Annotated in this window: 18 protein-coding genes; 9 read left to right on the top strand and 9 right to left on the bottom strand. The window is 67.3% G+C overall.

Annotated features, from left to right (window positions below; all coding sequences use genetic code 11):
* Positions 1-2: 2 nt before the first annotated feature.
* From ACIHA7_RS18450 to ACIHA7_RS18440, 3 genes are all read right to left on the bottom strand, one after another.
* A complete protein-coding gene (locus ACIHA7_RS18450; protein ID WP_397290924.1) occupies positions 3-857 on the bottom strand; it encodes a hypothetical protein in 855 nt (284 codons plus the stop codon).
* A gap of 45 nt (positions 858-902) precedes the next feature.
* Complete coding sequence (locus ACIHA7_RS18445; protein WP_397290922.1) at positions 903-1,442, bottom strand: hypothetical protein; 540 nt, start codon at positions 1,440-1,442, stop codon at positions 903-905.
* A 143-nt stretch (positions 1,443-1,585) separates the two neighbouring features.
* On the bottom strand, positions 1,586-2,152 hold the full coding sequence (locus ACIHA7_RS18440) for a TetR/AcrR family transcriptional regulator (RefSeq protein WP_397290920.1): 567 nt from the start codon (positions 2,150-2,152) through the stop codon (positions 1,586-1,588).
* Positions 2,153-2,277: 125 nt separating this feature from the next.
* Between ACIHA7_RS18440 and ACIHA7_RS18435 the strand changes: the two genes are divergently transcribed.
* The 3 genes from ACIHA7_RS18435 to ACIHA7_RS18425 all read left to right on the top strand — a co-directional run bounded on the left by ACIHA7_RS18435 (position 2,278) and on the right by ACIHA7_RS18425 (position 6,333).
* Entirely contained in the window at positions 2,278-4,020 is a 1,743-nt protein-coding gene (locus ACIHA7_RS18435) for a phytoene desaturase family protein (protein ID WP_397290918.1), read from the top strand.
* Positions 4,021-4,047: 27 nt separating this feature from the next.
* On the top strand, positions 4,048-5,307 hold the full coding sequence (locus ACIHA7_RS18430) for an NADH:flavin oxidoreductase/NADH oxidase family protein (protein WP_397290916.1): 1,260 nt from the start codon (positions 4,048-4,050) through the stop codon (positions 5,305-5,307).
* Positions 5,308-5,469: 162 nt separating this feature from the next.
* Positions 5,470-6,333 (top strand): helix-turn-helix domain-containing protein, encoded by an 864-nt coding sequence (locus ACIHA7_RS18425; RefSeq protein WP_397290914.1) that lies wholly within the window; start codon positions 5,470-5,472, stop codon positions 6,331-6,333.
* Here the strand turns inward: ACIHA7_RS18425 and ACIHA7_RS18420 are convergent.
* Both ACIHA7_RS18420 and ACIHA7_RS18415 read right to left on the bottom strand, forming a co-directional pair.
* Positions 6,330-7,160 carry an ABC transporter permease gene (locus ACIHA7_RS18420; protein WP_397290912.1) on the bottom strand — a complete coding sequence of 277 codons (831 nt, stop codon included), beginning with the start codon at positions 7,158-7,160 and terminating at the stop codon, positions 6,330-6,332. The two genes, ACIHA7_RS18425 and ACIHA7_RS18420, sit on opposite strands and share 4 nt — an antisense overlap.
* The gene (locus ACIHA7_RS18415) at positions 7,157-7,972 is read right to left on the bottom strand and encodes an ABC transporter permease (protein ID WP_397293078.1); all 816 of its coding nucleotides are present in this window, start codon (positions 7,970-7,972) and stop codon (positions 7,157-7,159) included. Before ACIHA7_RS18415 ends, ACIHA7_RS18420 begins: the two co-directional genes overlap by 4 nt.
* Positions 7,973-8,183: 211 nt before the next feature.
* Here ACIHA7_RS18415 and ACIHA7_RS18410 point away from each other — a divergent pair, with 211 nt between their 5' ends.
* Both ACIHA7_RS18410 and ACIHA7_RS18405 read left to right on the top strand, forming a co-directional pair.
* A complete protein-coding gene (locus ACIHA7_RS18410; RefSeq protein WP_397290910.1) occupies positions 8,184-9,566 on the top strand; it encodes an APC family permease in 1,383 nt (460 codons plus the stop codon).
* A gap of 93 nt (positions 9,567-9,659) precedes the next feature.
* On the top strand, positions 9,660-10,160 hold the full coding sequence (locus ACIHA7_RS18405; RefSeq protein WP_397290908.1) for a hypothetical protein: 501 nt from the start codon (positions 9,660-9,662) through the stop codon (positions 10,158-10,160).
* Here the strand turns inward: ACIHA7_RS18405 and ACIHA7_RS18400 are convergent, their stop codons facing one another.
* A complete protein-coding gene (locus ACIHA7_RS18400) occupies positions 10,161-10,616 on the bottom strand; it encodes a DUF4254 domain-containing protein (RefSeq protein WP_397290906.1) in 456 nt (151 codons plus the stop codon).
* Between the two features lie 417 nt (positions 10,617-11,033).
* Positions 11,034-11,792 carry an SDR family oxidoreductase gene (locus tag ACIHA7_RS18395; protein ID WP_397290904.1) on the bottom strand — a complete coding sequence of 253 codons (759 nt, stop codon included), beginning with the start codon at positions 11,790-11,792 and terminating at the stop codon, positions 11,034-11,036.
* A 73-nt stretch (positions 11,793-11,865) separates the two neighbouring features.
* Between ACIHA7_RS18395 and ACIHA7_RS18390 the strand changes: the two genes are divergently transcribed.
* From ACIHA7_RS18390 to ACIHA7_RS18380, 3 genes are read left to right on the top strand one after another with little or no spacing between them, the layout of a single operon-like run.
* Positions 11,866-12,222 (top strand): winged helix-turn-helix transcriptional regulator, encoded by a 357-nt coding sequence (locus ACIHA7_RS18390; RefSeq protein WP_397290902.1) that lies wholly within the window; start codon positions 11,866-11,868, stop codon positions 12,220-12,222.
* 33 nt (positions 12,223-12,255) lie between these two features.
* Complete coding sequence (locus tag ACIHA7_RS18385) at positions 12,256-13,314, top strand: MerR family transcriptional regulator (protein ID WP_397290900.1); 1,059 nt, start codon at positions 12,256-12,258, stop codon at positions 13,312-13,314.
* A 12-nt stretch (positions 13,315-13,326) separates the two neighbouring features.
* Positions 13,327-13,818: a hypothetical protein gene (locus tag ACIHA7_RS18380; protein ID WP_397290898.1), complete on the top strand. Its 492-nt coding sequence runs from the start codon at positions 13,327-13,329 to the stop codon at positions 13,816-13,818.
* 168 nt (positions 13,819-13,986) lie between these two features.
* Here the strand turns inward: ACIHA7_RS18380 and ACIHA7_RS18375 are convergent, their stop codons facing one another.
* A complete protein-coding gene (locus ACIHA7_RS18375; protein ID WP_397290896.1) occupies positions 13,987-15,354 on the bottom strand; it encodes a TIGR03118 family protein in 1,368 nt (455 codons plus the stop codon).
* A 221-nt stretch (positions 15,355-15,575) separates the two neighbouring features.
* Between ACIHA7_RS18375 and ACIHA7_RS18370 the strand changes: the two genes are divergently transcribed.
* Entirely contained in the window at positions 15,576-16,076 is a 501-nt protein-coding gene (locus ACIHA7_RS18370; RefSeq protein ID WP_397290894.1) for a peroxynitrite isomerase, read from the top strand.
* Positions 16,077-16,222: 146 nt separating this feature from the next.
* Here the strand turns inward: ACIHA7_RS18370 and ACIHA7_RS18365 are convergent.
* The coding region (locus tag ACIHA7_RS18365) for a hypothetical protein (protein WP_397290892.1) at positions 16,223-16,420 on the bottom strand (198 nt) is incomplete at its 5' end.

Here is a 16,420-nt window from a genome sequence, read left to right as displayed (position 1 = left end):
TCCTATCGATCTGTGGACCCATCGACCAAGCCCAGTCGGCGTCGCCCCAGCGCGCGCAGCACCCGCACCGCCGCGGACTGCTGCCCGGTGGCCGCGGTACGGAGACTGGGCGCCTGCTCGCCGACGAAGCGCTCGCACACGCCCACGTGCGCCGCGTATACATCGGCAAGGGCATCCCGCATCAGCGCGGCTTCGCCGGACAACTCGCGGATCTCGCTGTAGCACTGCCACTTTCGCAGAACGTGCACCAGCGCGCGATGGTCGACGGACAGGATCCCGCTGAAACCCTGGGTGACGCGAGGAGGTTCCATCAACGGCCGCACCCGCTGCCGATACTCCTCGGCGGCGAATGCGGCAGTGAGCTGCAAAGCCGCTGCGCTGCACCGAAAGACGGCCACCGTAGCGACGAGACCAGTTGCGGCAGCCGTCGTATCGCCGAGTCGCGCCCGCGTGCAGGCGTAGCGCAGGCTCACCGTGGCGGCCTGAGTCAAGACCGCGAACAGTTGATGACCACGGACCCAGTAGTCGAGGCCGTGCCACAGTGGCTCGTTCGGTGGCTGTACCGACGGCAAGCCGAGCGTGGGGAACGCTGCGGTCAAAGCGGCGCACAGCTCCTCGTGCTGATAGCTCGGCGTATGTGCGACAACGGCTTCGACGACAGTGGCGAACGCGGCACGCCAGAGCGTCTCGACGTCGCCTGCCACCCGCCGGATGCCGAAGAACTCGTCATGTTCAGCCTCGTCGGGGGTGCGCGTATGCGTTGCCGCGCACGAGACGGGCGGGGGCTCGTCGTGCGCGGCTCGGCGGTGGAACATCGTCAGTCGATCCGGAAGAGCGTGCGGGTGCGCAAGCAGCATCGGCTCCGCTCGCAGACACCTCCGCACCGGAGGGTCCGGCATCCGTCAGCGGATGTGGAACGTTCCGGTGAGCGTCCCGACGGACGCGCCCGGACAGGTACCCGCCAGCTCCACCTCGTTTTCGTCTATTGCCTCATGGCCCTTGAAGTGGCCCGACTCGATGTCGATCGGGAAGGTTCCGGGGCCGGAGCCACCTTCCTTGAACTGATTTTTACTGGTCTCACTGACGTCACTGAATGTTCCGTCCGACCAGGTGATCCTCCCGCTACCTTCGTGCGCCTCGACCGGTCCGTCGCATGCGACGATCTCAGTCCCCGTGAGGTCCATCCGGATCGGCTTCGCGTTTATCTCGGAAATGCCTGGACCGGTGCAGTCGCTGAAGGTGACCGAAGCCCGCCACAAGACGGGCAGAGCTACCGCCCCGATGCCGGCGTTGAGCCAGGTAACGTCGCCGGTCTCCGTACACGTGATGCTCGACTCGTCATCCGCTGCACTCGGCGCGGCTGCCCCTGGCGCGACGAGCAGGTTTGCGCCGAGCGTTACGCCTGCGACTGCGGCGCCGATCAAACGGTAACGGGAGGACATGAAGTCTCCTTTGCTCAATTTGTGCTCACCGGCGGATCGCTCGAAACCCGAGTCGTCGATCCGGGTCGTGACTACCGACCCAACACGTATTCGTCACCGACAGCGCGCTGGATCTGCCCGATCGGCAGCGACCGAACGCAGCGTTACGACTGCCGGCAGCGGAGCAGGTGATCGAGTTGCGCCGCGACTCGGTCGAGCGGGGTGACCGAGCGCGCGGCGATGGACATGACCACCGCACCTTCGACAGCGGCCACCGCGGTAGTCGCTAAAGACGCGGCGGTCGCATCGTCGAAGTCCTCGGCGATCAATTGCTCGGCGATCAGCGCCTCCCACTCGGCGAAGGCCTCCGCTGCGATGGCAGGCGCCGCAGGCACTTCCGACCCAGCCAAGGCCGCCGCGACCACCGGGCAGCCCGCGGTGAAGTCCGCGTTCACCAGCGTGTCCTTCCACATCCGCACGAAGTCGGCGAGGCGCGCGGCGGCGGTGCCGGACTCCGCGGTCGCGGTGATGGCCGCGGCCAGCACCTTGCCCGCTGTCCTGGTGGCCTCCTCGACCAGCTGTTGCTTGCCGCGCGGGAAGTTCTGGTAGATCGACCGGCGGGCGGTGTTGCTGTGTGCGAGCAGCTCGGTCATGCCGGTGCCCGCGACGCCACGACGGCGGATCAGGTCGATCGTGCCCATGATGAGCCGCTCACGGGGACGCATCGTCATGGTCGCAGCTTACCCACGTCAGGCTTGCGGTAGACCGATCATGCTACTACCGTGTAGGAACCCGTGACCTTTGGTAACAGCAACGGTCCAGCTCGCCTCGGCGAGGCTCGATCATGGAGGAACACATGACCGCTCTCGTCGCGCCGGACGCGGACCACACCTTCGACGCGATCGTCGTCGGCGCGGGCATCGGTGGCATGACCGCCGCCGCGTATCTGGCGGCGGCCGGTAAGCGGACCTTGGTGCTCGAGGCCTACGACGTGATCGGCGGCTGCACCCACGTGTTCCGACGAGCGGGCAAGTGGGAATTCGACGTCGGGGTGCACTATCTGGGCGATTGCGGGCCGAACGGCCAGATCCCGACCATCCTGCGCGGTCTCGGAGTGGACAAGAAGATCGAGTTCTTGCCGCTGGACCCCGACGGTTTCGACACCATCGTCTTTCCCGACCTGACGCTGAAGATCCCGCGGGGCTGGGACAACTACCAGCGCAACCTGATCGAGGCGTTCCCGGCCGAGGCACGAAGGATCCGCAGGGTGGTCGGCATTCTGCGGCGGATCGGCGCGAGCATCGACCACAGTCGCACCCCGGCGTCCCTGCTCGGCAACGCGAAGTTCTTGCTGGCGGCCGGTATGCACGCGCCGTGGGCGATGGTTCCGCTGACCCAGCTGTTGAACGCGCATCTGCTCAGTCCCCCACTGAAAGCCGCGATGTCGGTGCAGTACGGCACCTACGCCAGCCCACCGCATCGCACCCCCGTCGCGGTGCACGCGTTCATGCTGCAGAACTTCCTCAGCGACGGCGCCTGGTTCCCCAAGGGGGGCGGACAAGTGCTCTCGACCCGGCTCGGCGAGGTCGTCGTCGCCAACGGCGGACAGATTCGTACCCGGTCCGCGGTGCGCCGCATCGTGGTCGAGAACAAGGCGGTCGCGGGCGTGGAGCTCGAGGACGGCACCGGATTCACCGCGCCGATCGTGGTCTCCAATGCCGATATCAAGCAGACCTATCTCGAGCTCGTCGGACGAAAACACCTGCGCCGCAACACCATCGCGCGGGTCGAGCGGTTGCGGATGTCGCAATCGTTCTTCAACTGCTATCTGGGCGTCGACATCGATCTGAGCACCAGGATGGCCAACACCAACTTCTACTCGCTGCCGACCTCCGAGGACGTCACCTCGCTGTTCCAAGCCCTGTCCGAGAACAAGCCGGGCTACACCAAGGACGAGCGCATCGCCGAGGCTCGAAAGCGGTTGCCCGCGTACGTGAGTGTCACCACGGTCAAGGACCCGGACAATCCGCACGGCGCGCCGACGGGCTCCTCGGTACTCGAGGTGATGACCCTCGTCCCCAGCGAGCCCGAATTCTGGGGCTTGCCCGCCTGGCCCGCGGCCGGCGACGACAGCTATCAGCGCAACCCCGAATACCTGCGCGTGAAAGCGGCTTTCACCGAGATCATGATCGCGCGGGTCGCCGAGGTCATCCCCGGCATCGCCGAGCACATCGTGTGGTGCGAGGCGGCCACCCCGCTGACCCAGCACCGCTACACCCGCGCCACCGCGGGCACGCCGTACGGAATCGAACTGTCCCTCACCCAGTTCGGGCCGTTCCGGCCGGGTACACGCACCGAAATCGACGGCCTGTTCCTGTGTGGCGCGAGCACCGCGTGGGGCCCCGCGGTCGAGGGCGCGATGCTGTCCGGCCTGCATGCCGCGGGGGCGGCGTGCGGGCGCGACCTGGACGCGGAGATCCGCGCCGGAAAGGTCCTCGGCGTGGCCGACCATGCCGCCGACCCCGCGAAGTGGGAGCCACTCGCGGCGGCCAAGAAACTCGCGGTCCGCACCGCGCGGATGGCCGCCGCACGATCCTGAACCCGTTGCCCAGCAGAAGGACTCAGCATGACCTCCGCCGCCACCCTGGCCGACCCGCTCGCACTGCCGTGCGGCCAGATCCTGCCCAACCGACTGATGAAATCGGCCTTGAGCGAAGGCTTGGGCAACCCCGCCAACGCACCCGACCAGCGACTCACTCGGCTCTACACACGGTGGGGCGCAGGCGGTTACGGATTGGTGGTCACCGGCAATGTGATGGTCGACCGTGGTCATCTCGGTGAGCCGGGCAATGTGGTGGTCGACGACGAGCGCGATCTCGACGCGTTGACCGCCTGGGCGAAGGCGACCCACGACGGCGGCGCGCCGATCTGGATGCAGATCAATCACCCTGGCAGGCAAGCCAATCCGTTGGTGACCAGGACCCGGCCCGTCGCACCGTCGGCGATCGCCCCGAAGATTCCCGGCATGCCGACGCCGCGGGCGCTCACCGACGCCGAGATCGAAGACATCATCGACCGCTACGCGACCACGGCGCGGATCGCCGAGATAGCGGGGTTCGACGGCGTGCAGATCCACGGAGCACACGGATACCTGGTGTCGCAGTTCCTGTCCCCACTCGCCAACCAGCGCACCGACCGGTGGGGCGGTAATCCCGGGCGCCGCATGCGCTTCGCCGTCGAGGTGGTCCGTCGCATTCGCGCCGCCGTCGCGCCGGGCTTCGCCGTGGGGATCAAGCTGAACTCCGCCGACTTCCAGCGCGGGGGTTTCACCGAGGACGAGTCGCGCGGGGTCATCGAACGCCTCGCCACCGAGGGCCTCGATCTGATCGAGATCAGCGGCGGCAGTTACGAATCCCCCGCCATGATGGGCCGCAAGGACGCACCGGCGGCGAGCACGCAGGCCCGCGAGGCCTACTTCCTCGACTACGCGCGGACCGCCCGCGCCGCCGCTGGCACGCTGCCGCTCGCCGTCACCGGCGGGTTCCGCTCACGCACCGCCATGGCGGACGCCGTCGCCTCCGGCGGCTGCGACGTGATCGGCATCGGCCGACCGACCTGCCTCACCCCCGACGCCGCCGATGCCGTACTCACCAGCCGCGACGAACGCCTCCGCACCGTCGGCATCGCGATGGGGCTGCGCGGCCCGCTGTCCAAGGTCACCAGCCTGCGTTCGCTCGACGGCGCGCTGGACCTGCAATGGCACACCGATCAACTGCACCGCCTCGGCGCGGGCAACGACCCCGACCCCGCCCGGCCCTGGTGGAAAACGACGTTCAGCATGCTCAACCGCAACGGCCTCGACGCCTTCCGCCACAAACGCGGCTGAAAAACCTACTGAGCGAGAACCTAAAACCTTGGATTGCAGCGAGATCGAAAGCGGTACGCTTCCTCTACGAACACGCTCCCGTGGCACTTCTGCCGTCGACGTGGACTTTCCTCACCGACCCGCGAGTGCGCCGCGCAGCGCGCAGACCGAAGGGAAGTGGTCATGGCAGGCAAGCGCACCGTCCTGACCGTGCGATTACGCCGGTTGGCCTCGATGCTGCAAGTCATGCGCGAACAGGCCGGGCTCAGCAAAGAGGACGTGAGCGCGAAGACCGGTATCAACGTCACCACGCTGTACCGGATCGAGACCGCGCAGGCGCGGCCACAGCGGCGCACCCTCCAGGCGATGCTCGACCTGTACGGCGTCACCGACGAGCAGCGCGAGGACGCGATGGAGTTGCTGTCGGACGCGCTCAAGCCGGGTATGTCGCGAGCGTACGAGGGCAGCGTGTCCGAGGTGTACGCGGCGTACATCAATTTCGAGGCCGAGGCCTTGTCCGCGCGGCACTACCAGACCTCCACCATCCCAGGGCTTTTACAGACGATGGAGTACGCGACCGCGGTGATCGACACCTCGATGCCGAAGGTGGAAGCGGCGATCATGGAGGACCGGGCGCGCGCCAGGATGGACCGAGCGGCCAACCTGACCAAGGAGGACCCGCTCGAGCTGTGGGTGGTGATGGACGAGGCCGCGATCCGGCGCACCGTCGGCGGGCCCGCCGTCATGCACGGCCAGCTCGATCGGCTGCTCCAGGAAACCAAGCGCAAGAACGTGATCCTGCAAATCCTGCCCTTCGACGCGGGCGCGCACCCCGGCATGGCAGGCTCGTTCACCCTGCTCGACTTCCACGATCCGGCCGACCCGGAACTGGTGTACGTCGAGGGCATCGCGGGCGACGAACTCATCGAGGGCCACCCCGAGATCCGGCGCTTCGGCGTGATCTTCGACCAGCTGCGCGCGATGGCGCTGAGCCCGCGCGACTCCGCGGAGATGATCATGGACGCCGCCGCGCGGATGGGCGACTAGCCGCGGCTCGCACGCCGGTAGCCGATGGCGGCGGGCACCGCGAAGACCACGATCGCGCCGACCGACCACGCCACCGTGGCCAGCAACGGGGTTCGTACCGGCCCGCCGAGGGACAGCCCGCGCATGGCGTCGATCGCGTGGCTCATCGGCTGGTGCGCGACGATCGGCTGCGCCCAGCGCGGATACGCGGCCAACGGCACGAAGCCGGTGCTGAAGAACATCATGAGCGACGATCCGAGCGACACCGCCTCCACCAGTGCCGCTTTCGCGCTGTAGACGGCGACCGCCGTGACCAGCGTCGCGAAGCCGAGCCCATACAGCAGCGGCACCCCGAACAGCGCGATACCGGCGAGCAGGCCCTGTTCGAATCGGAAGCCGAGCAGCATGCCAACCCCGAACAGCACCATGGTGCACAAAAGGATTCGGACTCCCTCCGCGAGGATCCGCGACGCCAGCCCGGACGCTCGATGCACCGGCAGCACCCACAATCGTGCGAGCAGGCCCTGATCGCGTTCCCGGCCGAGCGTGATCGCACCGGCCAGCGACCCCGACATCACCCCGACCAGCGCCACCATCGGCACCGAGCCGTACAGGGCGCTCGCGCCGGCGAACACCGAAATCTGCTTCCCGAGCACGGTATTCAACACGATCAGCAACAGGGCCGGAAACACCAGCGACTGCACCATCGTCAGCGGGTCGCGCCACCAGCGCAGCAGCAGCCGCCGGGTTTGAATGACGGTCTGCGGCACCAGCAGCCGCCAGGTCTCGGTGTGACCGTGCACTACAGGCAGATTCGCCGCGGCTACCCGATCATCCGTCTGAGTCATCCCGCCCTCCGCACGGCGACGACCGCACTCAGCGCGCCGAACACCACGAGTATCCCGACCGCCCAGGCCAACCCTGGTCCGAGCACCGGCCAGCCGACGACGCCCGCGTTGCCGCTCGGATCACCGGCCAGCGCGCGCAGACCGTACACGAACTGCGACACCGGCTGATTGCGCGCGAAGAGCTGAAGCCAGGACGGAAATTGGTGCGCAGGCGCGATACCGGTGGACACCAGGCCGAGGATCAACTGCGGGAAGATGAGCGCCTGCGTGATCGCCTCGGGGCTCTTCGCAAGGCTGCCGATCAGGTCGGCGCCCAGACAGAACGACAGCGCGATCAACAAGGAGAGGGCCATGAAACCCGCTGTATGCCACCAGCTTCCATAGAACCTGACGCCGATCACCAGTCCGCACAGCACGGCGACCGCCAATGAGACCACGGCACGGTACATAGCCGCCGTCACCCGCGCGGCGAGCGGCGCCGTCGCGGGCATCGGCATGGAGCCGAATCGGACGGTCAGCCCATCCTTGGCATCGCTGGCCGCGCGGAACGCGGCCGAGGTCGCGCAGAAGGCCACCGCCTGCATCACGATCATCGGCATGAGGAACTGGGCGTAGCTGCTGAGCCCGTGCCCGTACCCGCTCATCACCAGATTCAGCGGCACATAGAACCCGAGGGTGAACACCGTCGGCGCGACCACGGCAGTCACCAACTCACCATTGCGCCAGGACGGCCGGATCAGGCGGCAGGTCAGCACCCACCACTGGGCGGCCGGCTCGATCCGCGGCCGCGACTGCACCGTCAGCAGGTTCATCTGCACGCTCTCATCCTGCGGATATCCGCGCCGGTTCGCCGGGAACCGGCACTTGTCCGCATGTCGCGGGTGACTGTCGTAGGAGATACCGAGACAGCGCGCATTTCGGTTCATCGCGTCGCGCGATTTGCCGCGAAAGTAAAAGTCGGTCGACTACTTTCGAGTGGTTCGGGGTACTTCATCCATCTGTTCGAACATCGGGAGGGACCGCATGGCCGAGGTCACCGCACAGCGGGAATCGCAGCCGGAGCTCAAGCGGGTGATGGGCCCGGGACTGCTCTTGCTGTTCGTGGTCGGCGACATCCTCGGCTCCTCCATCTACGCGCTCACCGGCAAGGTGGCCAACGAGGTCGGCGGCGCGGTGTGGGTGCCGTTCGTGGTCTCGTTCCTGGTCGCGCTGGTCACCGCGATGAGCTACCTCGAACTGGTCACCAAATACCCGCATGCGGCGGGTGCCGCGCTCTACACGCACAAGGCCTTCGGCATCCAATTCCTGACCTTCATGGTCGCGTTCGCGGTGATGTGCTCCGGGATCACCTCGGCCGCCACGGCGTCGCGTGCCTTCGCAGCCAACTTCGCCGCGGCCTTCGACCTCGACCTCGGCAAGGGCATCGCGATCACCCTGGTCGCCCTGGCCTTCATGATGGTGGTCGCGGCGATCAACCTGCGCGGGGTCAGCGAGGGCGTCAAGCTCAACGTCCTGCTCACCTGTGTCGAGCTCACTGGTCTGCTGATCGTGATCGGGATCGGCTGCTGGGCGCTCGGCGCCGGTGACGGCGACTTCGGCCGGGTCGTCGAGTTCGACACCGGCGACCGGACCGCGGTCGGCGGTGTCATCGCCGCCACCACGCTGGCCTTCTACGCGATGGTCGGCTTCGAGGACTCGGTCAATATGGCCGAGGAGTGCAAGCAGCCGAGCCGGATCTTCCCGAAGGTGCTGCTGGCCGGGCTGGCCATCACCGCGCTCGTCTATGTGCTCGTCTCGATCACCGCGATCGCGTTGGTACCGGTGGCGCAACTCGGCCAGGGCGACACGCCGTTGCTGCAGGTCGTGCAGGTGGGTTGGCCTGCGTTCCCGACGCACGTCTTCGCTTACATCAGCATGATCGCCGTGGCCAACACCGCGTTGATCAACATGCTGATGGCCAGTCGCCTGCTCTACGGCATGGCCAGGCAGGGTGTGGTGCCCCGGCAGCTCGGGCACGTCCACGCCGGTCGGCGCACACCCTATGTCGCGATCCTGTTCACCACGCTGCTCGCGCTGTGCCTGATCGCCGTCGTCAGCGAGGTGCCCGAGCTCGGCGGCACCACCGCGCTGCTGCTGCTCGCCGTGTTCACCATCGTGAACGTCGCCGTGCTGGTGCTGCGCCGAGATCCCGTGTCGCACGAGCACTTCCGCACGCCGACCGCCCTCCCGGTGATCGGCGCGCTGACGTGCGGGTTCCTGGTGACACCGTGGACCGACCGCAATCCGCAGCAGTATGCGATCGCGGGGGTGCTGCTCGCGGTCGGGGTGGTGCTGTGGGGCCTCAACCACCTGGCGATCCGGTCCTTCCATGCCACGCCCGCCGCCACCACACCACCCGGCGAATAGTGGATCTTGTTCCTGGACAGTGCACCAACTCACGCCGGGTTCGCCCGGAGCACTAGGTGACTAGTCGCGGCACGGTGAGTAATGTGTGCCGGGATGACCAGCATGGAAGCTCGTTTCGGTGACGCGACCCGAACCGTGCCCCTCCCCAACCCGTGGAACCTGGCGCGCTATCTCGCCGCCGTCGCCGCGCACCGTGGCCGCTCCATCAGTCTGCACACCGCGCCCAAGCCGCTGCTGAACGAGATCGGTTGCGGCGGAGGCGGTCTCTGGGTCGCGCGCAAACACGACGACATCATCGTCTACGACGTCGACGCCACCGACCGCAATGCCGACCACATCATCCTGCACGAGGTGGGGCACATGCTGCTCGGTCACGGCACGACGGAATCGGATCGCAGCACACCGGTGCCGCCGACGCTGGGGCTGCTGCTGCCGTCGCTGTCGCCGCAGTCGATCGAGCATGTGCTCGGCCGGACCGAATTCGGCGTCGAGCGGGAGCGGGAGGCGGAGGTGTTCGCCGATATGACCATGGTCTACGCGACATTGCCGCAGCGCCGGAGTCGGTCGTTCCGGCTGTTCGGCCGCGGGAAATGATCACGAGCGCTCGTACGGGTCGTCCGGTAATCGCCGGATGCCGTAGCGCAGGTCGTCGATAAGGTCCTGGTAGCCGTCGGCCAGCGCCTCGATCTGCACCCAGGCGTCGTAGAAGACCGCCTCCGGGGCGTAGGCCAGCGCGGCGAACGCCTGCGCGGTCATCCCCGCGAGCCGGTCCACGATTCTGCCGACGGTTTCGGTGTGTTCGGGGGCGGCGACCTCCGGGACCGGGGTCGCCAAGGTGACCCAGCGGTCGATGGTGCGCACCAGCTGGATGCGCCGCTGATCGATCTTGACGGACTCCGTCGCCGGGGTCCGCTCGCGGACCAGATGCAGCTGCGCCAGTTCGCCCGCCGCCTCCAGCATCGGATGGTCCTCATGCGGGAAGCCGCGGAAAGCCGCGAGCAGCAGATCTTTCCCGGGAAGCGTGCGGTCGTTGCCCGGGTGGTTCAGCACAGCACACCCACCCGGCCGTACGACCGCACACCCGGGTGCCGAATACCGCGCTGCCGCCGCAGCCCATCGCGCACCTGGCACACATCGATAGCGTGAACGAGACTTCCCCCCTCCACGTCGATTTCACCTACTTCCGTTCCTCCGACACGCGCTGGTCAGCGACCTCCCCCACCAGCCTGCCGCCGCATCCATCCGGGTTCGGCAAACCTCGAGTGAGCACACCTTAATCTGCCACCCGGAACTAATGACCTGCGGCTATGCCCAACCGACGCGACAACGCAACCAATCCCGGGCGAGTCGGGCAAATCGTGCTCGATGCGCACGCAGCCGCGGCGACCGGTCCGGCGGTTGCCGCCGGGAGTTGACCGCCGCTCCGGTACCGGTGCCGCCCGCACTGTCGGTCTGTGCGGACGCTGATTACGAGAGGGCTGGCTCGGTGGTGAGGTAGTCGGGTCCGCCGATGTAGGTGGTGTGGCCGGATTCGGCGGGACTGGTGGTGGCGTCGGCCACGGCGGTGGCGAATTCGGTGAGGGTGGGCAGTGGCGCGGTGTCGCGGCGGGCGGCGACGGCGTCCGGGTTTCGACGTTCGAGGAGTTGGACGATGATGGTGCCGTCGATCATGTCGCCGGAGACGGTGTGCAGGGTGACGCCGTGAGTGGTGAGGGTGGGGATCATGGCGCGTAGTGCGTCTTCGCCCGCGCGCTTGCTGGCGGCGATGGGTTCGTACTCGGCGGGAACGGGTTTGCGGCCGTGGAAGTGCGCCTGGTGGCTGGTGACGAAGACGATGCGGGCACCGGATGGCATGTGCGGCAAGGCAAGTCGGACCAGGCGAGTTTGCGCGTCCCGGTTGATCGACATGGCGTAGTCGGCGGCGGCGTTGCGTTCCAGACCGCCGGAGGCGTTCAGGATCAGGACGTCAAGGCGGCCGAACTGCTGGGTGACGGCGTCGATGAGGGCGCGGGCGGAGTCCTCGTCGGAGATGTCGGCGCCCGCGGTGGACGCGCCGCCGCCCGCGGCGATGATCTCGTCGGCGATCGTGTTGGCGCGCTTGGCCTTTTCGCGGTAGTTGATGATCACGTGGTCGCCGCGGCCTGCGAGGATACGCGCCGTTTCGGCGCCGATGCCCCGGGAGGCGCCCGTGATCAGAACGATTCGCTGTCCGGCTGGTTCGACCACCGTCTCCCTCTCGGTTGCGGGCTCGGCGGCCCGACGAATTGCTTCTAATTCAGAATCACTATGGTAGTTCTAAATGAGAAGCGCAAGCGAGGCGAGGCCGCCCGAGGAACGGGGCGATCCAGCGAACGCACCGGTATTGGCCGCGATGGAACTGCTGGGTCAGCGGTGGATGCTGCGCGTGCTGTGGGAGCTGGAACCTGGGCGGCTCGGGTTTCTCGAACTGCGGCGCCGGATGGGCAACTGCTCCTCCAGCATGCTGTCGGTGCGGCTGCAACACCTGCAAATCGCGGGGCTGATCGTGAAGAACGCGGACAAGTCCTACGAACTCACTACCGCGGGAACCGAACTCGGCGTCGCTCTACAGGGCGTCTGGGAGTGGTCGCGGCGATGGGACGCGACACTCACCGATCCGGCCGATCGCACGGTTTGACCTTCCGCCTACCTGAGACTCCATGATGACGGGGTGGCAGAGTCCGACGGGTTGATCACGATAGGCGCGGTGGCGCGAGCGAGTGGGCTCACAGCCAGTGCGCTGCGGTTTTACGGCGACAGTGGGTTGCTGGTTCCGGCACGGGTGGATCCGCTCACCGGGTACCGCTACTACACGGCGGCGCAGCGGGAACGCGCGGCGCTGATCCGCAGGTTGCGCGCGATCGAGGTGCCGCTCGACTCGATCTCCGACATCCTGTCCGGCGATACCGAACGCGCGGAACGCCTGCTGGACGAGCACATCGGCGAGCTGACGCGACGGGCACAGGAGGCTGCCCGCGTTGCCGCGTCGATCAAACAGGCGCTCGGCGCCGGATCGACAGGCGAGGGGGTCGTGCTGTCAGCCGCAATACTGGCAACGGCTTTGGAGCAGGTGCGTGCCGCTGCGGCGAGCGATCGCGACATGCCTGTGCTCGCCGGGATTCTGGTGGAGGCGAACGCGAATTCGTTAATGCTCACCGCCACCGATCGGTATCGGCTGTCGACACGGACGGTAGTGACGCGGGATCGACAAGGTGACGATTGGGCGTTGGTCGTCGACGCGAGCGACGTCACGTCGGTCATCGCATGGCTGCGCCTGCGAGACGAAGTCATCGCCGCCCCAGGGCATCAGGCGCTGGTGCTCGTCGGTGACGGCATCGAGCGACGGTGCCGAGTGATCGATGAACCCTTCCCCGACTATCGAGCGGTGCTCTCCGGGCTAGCACCGGTACGAACGCGGGTACTCACTGCCCGAGATCCATTGCGGGATGCCCTCGAAAACCATTCCCGGACAGTGCGGTTCGAGCTCACCAAGACCGGTCTCACCGTGTCCGGTAACAACCACCGACACCCGCTCCCCGCCACGGTTACCGGCGCCGCCATCGACATCTGCTTCGACGTCGCGACTCTGCTGCCCGCGATCCATACCGCGCTGGGCCCTGATCTCATGCTCGACATCGCCGCAGCCGACCTCCCGGTCGTGCTGCGTTCCGCCACCGACGGCGACCTCACCACCCTGGCCATGCCGACCCGGCAGCCACTCGACCGATAAGGACCATCCGCCATGACAGACGACACCATGGCCGCCATCACGCAGGCGGTAACTCTCGGGCACGAAGGCCACCCCGACGCGGCCCGCGCGTCCCTGCTGGCGCTCTGGAATTCCGTTGGCCCGCAGGGTGATCCGCTGCACCGTTGCAGCCTCGCCCACTACCTCGCCGACCTGTACGACGACGCGGCCGAGGCCCTCACCTGGGATGTCCGGGCCATGGACGCAGCGGACGCGTTGACCAATACCCGCGCCAAGCAGTACGAGCCCAGCCTGGACGTCCGAGGCTTCTACCCCTCCCTGCATCTCAACCTGGCCGACAACTATCGCAGGCTGAGCTCCTTCGCCGCCGCCCAACGCGAGGTCAGCGCCGCGCGAGCCACGCTCCACACCCTCCCTGAGACCCCCTACGCCGTCATGATTCGCACTGCGGTCGAGGAGGTCGAGCAAGCAATCCGTGCCCAGAACACCCAGCCCCGATCGTCCGCACCCTCGGGCGGCAGGTAGCGCAACTATGCGGAATCGGGAGGGCACGCGTCTTTGCCACTTCAGCAGAGTCGAATGGTTGTCTGTCAAAATCAGGTAGCAACCATTCGACTCTGGTCGATTCCCTAGCGCGGCCGGATAAACGCGAACGGCCCGCACTCCCCGAGCGCGGGCCGTTGACATCAGGGTCTACTTCAGGCGGAGCTTGCCGAACAGCCCGTCCTTCTCATCCTCCGGGCCAGCGGTGAAGTACAGCGAGTCGGCGTCGCCGAGGCTTTCCCCGTTGCCGAACATCAGCGCCCACAGACCTTCGACCGCAACGGGTTTGCCGTCCGCATCGCGCAGGTAGTCGACGAACTCGCCGGTCGCGTCGTCGAAGGCGAGAATGTAGCCCGCCCCGCCGAAGTTGCCGATCAGCAGTTTGCCGCTGAGCGGGCCGAAGCCGGCGGGCGCGACGGTGACGGCCCAGGGTGCGTTGAAGCGCTTGTCGCCGTCGAGCACGCGCACCAGCTTGCCGTCGGCGTCGAACTCGGCGACCTTGCCCTTGTCCGGCAGACCTTTCGCGTCCTTCTCCTGATCCTTGTCCAGCGAGTCCTCTTCGCCGACATCGAGCTTGGCCGGGTCGGTCTCGGCAGGTTTGGTGGTGGCGTAGGCGACGAACACCCGGTTGCCGACGGTGGACACGTTGAACGGGGCGGGGTCGCCCGGCTGCACCTTCTTGCCCTTGTCCGGTGCGGCGGCGTCGATGGCGGCACCGGTGGCGAACGGGTTGGCGAAGCCCGTCGTCGGGATGAGCTGCCAGTTCTTGTCCAAGGTGCGCACCTGCGGATCCTCGCCGAAGTCGGCGGCGAGCAGCTTGTCACCGGACGGGGTGAGCGCGATGCCGAAGAACTGCATGCCCTGCGGTTCGCCGTCGAACATCAGGTTGGCGGGTCCGTCCTGCCGGACGATGGTGCCGTCGGCGGCCTGCTCGGTCCAGCCGGAGATCTTGCCGGAGTCGGTGGCGAAGATGAACCGCGCCGAGCCGCTGAGCATTTGCTGTGCACCGTTCACCTCGACCGGCTGCTCGCGCACCACGAACAGGTCGGAGGTGATCGGCGCCGGATTGAACAGCACACCGGTGGTCTTGCCGATGCCGTTGTCCGAGGTGTCGGCGTCGGCGCCGGGAATGGTGACGATCTTCAGCGGATCCTGGAACAGCTTCTGCAGCTTCGGGTCCGCGGACGCGGTCACATCGCCGACGAACTGGAACGATTTGCCGCCCGCGCCCACCCAGAAATGGCCGCCCGCACCCTTCGGCCGATCGGCGAGACCCCAGGCATTCACCATGTCGGGAAAGGTGAAAAGAGCCTGGTACTCGGCTTTATTGGCGGCCAGGTTGGTCTGCACGTATCGATTGCCGTCCAGCGCGGGCACCTCGGTGTCGGCCGGCTTGGACTCCGAACATGCGACGGCGACCACCAGCGCGGCGCCGAGCACCGAGGCGCGCAACAGACCGTTTCTCGTCCGCGCCCGCCACGCACCGGCCCCGCGCAACTCACTGCAGTGTCCGCTCATCTTCTTGTCCTTTCCGACTGATTCGCCCTGCCGGGACGAAACGCACAGCGGAGCACGCGCCATCGGCGTCGAAAGCGCATTCTCCGAGCCCGCCGACATTTGCCGGCGAGTTCTGTGGGCCACACACCACGATTGACGTTTAGGCGATGCTAACCTTAGCTCCAACAGAATTCGGCAGTATACGAACACCCCACGAACCAACAAGGTTTAGGCTGTGCGCCGTGGTCGAACCCCAACCCGCAATCGCGCCCCATCCCGATATCGCCCCCCTGGCCCCACTGCTCGGCACCTGGCGTGGCAGCGGACACGGCGAATACCCGACCATCGAGTCGTTCGATTACCTGGAGGAAGTGCGGTTCGGCCATCTCGGCCGCCCATTCCTCACCTACCGGCAGCGCACCCGCGCCGCCGACGGCAGCCGCCCGATGCACGCCGAAACGGGCTATCTGCGTTGTCCGAGCCCGGACCGGGTGGAATTGATCTTGGCGCACCCCACCGGAATCACCGAAATATGTGAGGGCGCACTGAATGTCGCCGACGGTGCGCTGCACATGGAATTCGACTCCACCAGTATCGGCCGCACCGGCACCGCGAAACTCGTTACCGCCCTTGGTCGCACCTTTCAATTGAAAGGCGACACCATCGATTACACGTTGCGCATGGCCGCCGTCGGCGAACCACTGCAACACCACCTCGCCGCCACCCTGCGCCGCGCCGACTAGCCGCCCGTAGAAAGCCGCGATCAGCCCGCCCGTAGCTAGCGGGCTCGATGAGCCGTCACCACCACCACCAGTCGCCACCACCGCCGGCCGGTCGCTACCACCACCGCCAGTCGCCACCGCCACCAGCCGCTCGCCACCGCCAGTCGCTACCATCGCCAGTCCTCGCCACCGCCGGCCAGCGGCTCGTACACCGCCAGCCGGTCGCCACCGCCACCGGCCAGTCGCCACCGCCACCGCCGCCAGCCAGTCGCCACCGCCGCCAGCCAGTCGCCACCGCCGCCAGCCAGTCGCCACCGCCGCCAGCCAGTCGCCACCGCCGCCAGCCAGTCGCCACCGCCGCCAGC

The sequence above is a fragment of the Nocardia sp. NPDC052316 genome (genome assembly GCF_044547795.1).
Classification (GTDB): domain Bacteria; phylum Actinomycetota; class Actinomycetes; order Mycobacteriales; family Mycobacteriaceae; genus Nocardia.
The sequence above is the reverse complement of the archived record's forward strand: the minus strand, read 5'-3'. Positions and strand labels throughout refer to the sequence as shown.

What these genes read in the sequence shown, in the direction of transcription:
- ACIHA7_RS18450 (WP_397290924.1), bottom strand. Translation starts at nt 857, where the DNA reads ATGCTGCTTGCGCACCCGCACGCTCTTCCGGATCGACTGACGATGTTC.
- ACIHA7_RS18445 (WP_397290922.1), bottom strand. Translation starts at nt 1,442, where the DNA reads ATGTCCTCCCGTTACCGTTTGATCGGCGCCGCAGTCGCAGGCGTAACG.
- ACIHA7_RS18440 (WP_397290920.1), bottom strand. Translation starts at nt 2,152, where the DNA reads ATGACGATGCGTCCCCGTGAGCGGCTCATCATGGGCACGATCGACCTG.
- ACIHA7_RS18435 (WP_397290918.1), top strand. Translation starts at nt 2,278, where the DNA reads ATGACCGCTCTCGTCGCGCCGGACGCGGACCACACCTTCGACGCGATC.
- ACIHA7_RS18430 (WP_397290916.1), top strand. Translation starts at nt 4,048, where the DNA reads ATGACCTCCGCCGCCACCCTGGCCGACCCGCTCGCACTGCCGTGCGGC.
- ACIHA7_RS18425 (WP_397290914.1), top strand. Translation starts at nt 5,470, where the DNA reads ATGGCAGGCAAGCGCACCGTCCTGACCGTGCGATTACGCCGGTTGGCC.
- ACIHA7_RS18420 (WP_397290912.1), bottom strand. Translation starts at nt 7,160, where the DNA reads ATGACTCAGACGGATGATCGGGTAGCCGCGGCGAATCTGCCTGTAGTG.
- ACIHA7_RS18415 (WP_397293078.1), bottom strand. Translation starts at nt 7,972, where the DNA reads ATGAACCTGCTGACGGTGCAGTCGCGGCCGCGGATCGAGCCGGCCGCC.
- ACIHA7_RS18410 (WP_397290910.1), top strand. Translation starts at nt 8,184, where the DNA reads ATGGCCGAGGTCACCGCACAGCGGGAATCGCAGCCGGAGCTCAAGCGG.
- ACIHA7_RS18405 (WP_397290908.1), top strand. Translation starts at nt 9,660, where the DNA reads ATGACCAGCATGGAAGCTCGTTTCGGTGACGCGACCCGAACCGTGCCC.
- ACIHA7_RS18390 (WP_397290902.1), top strand. Translation starts at nt 11,866, where the DNA reads ATGAGAAGCGCAAGCGAGGCGAGGCCGCCCGAGGAACGGGGCGATCCA.
- ACIHA7_RS18380 (WP_397290898.1), top strand. Translation starts at nt 13,327, where the DNA reads ATGACAGACGACACCATGGCCGCCATCACGCAGGCGGTAACTCTCGGG.
- ACIHA7_RS18375 (WP_397290896.1), bottom strand. Translation starts at nt 15,354, where the DNA reads ATGAGCGGACACTGCAGTGAGTTGCGCGGGGCCGGTGCGTGGCGGGCG.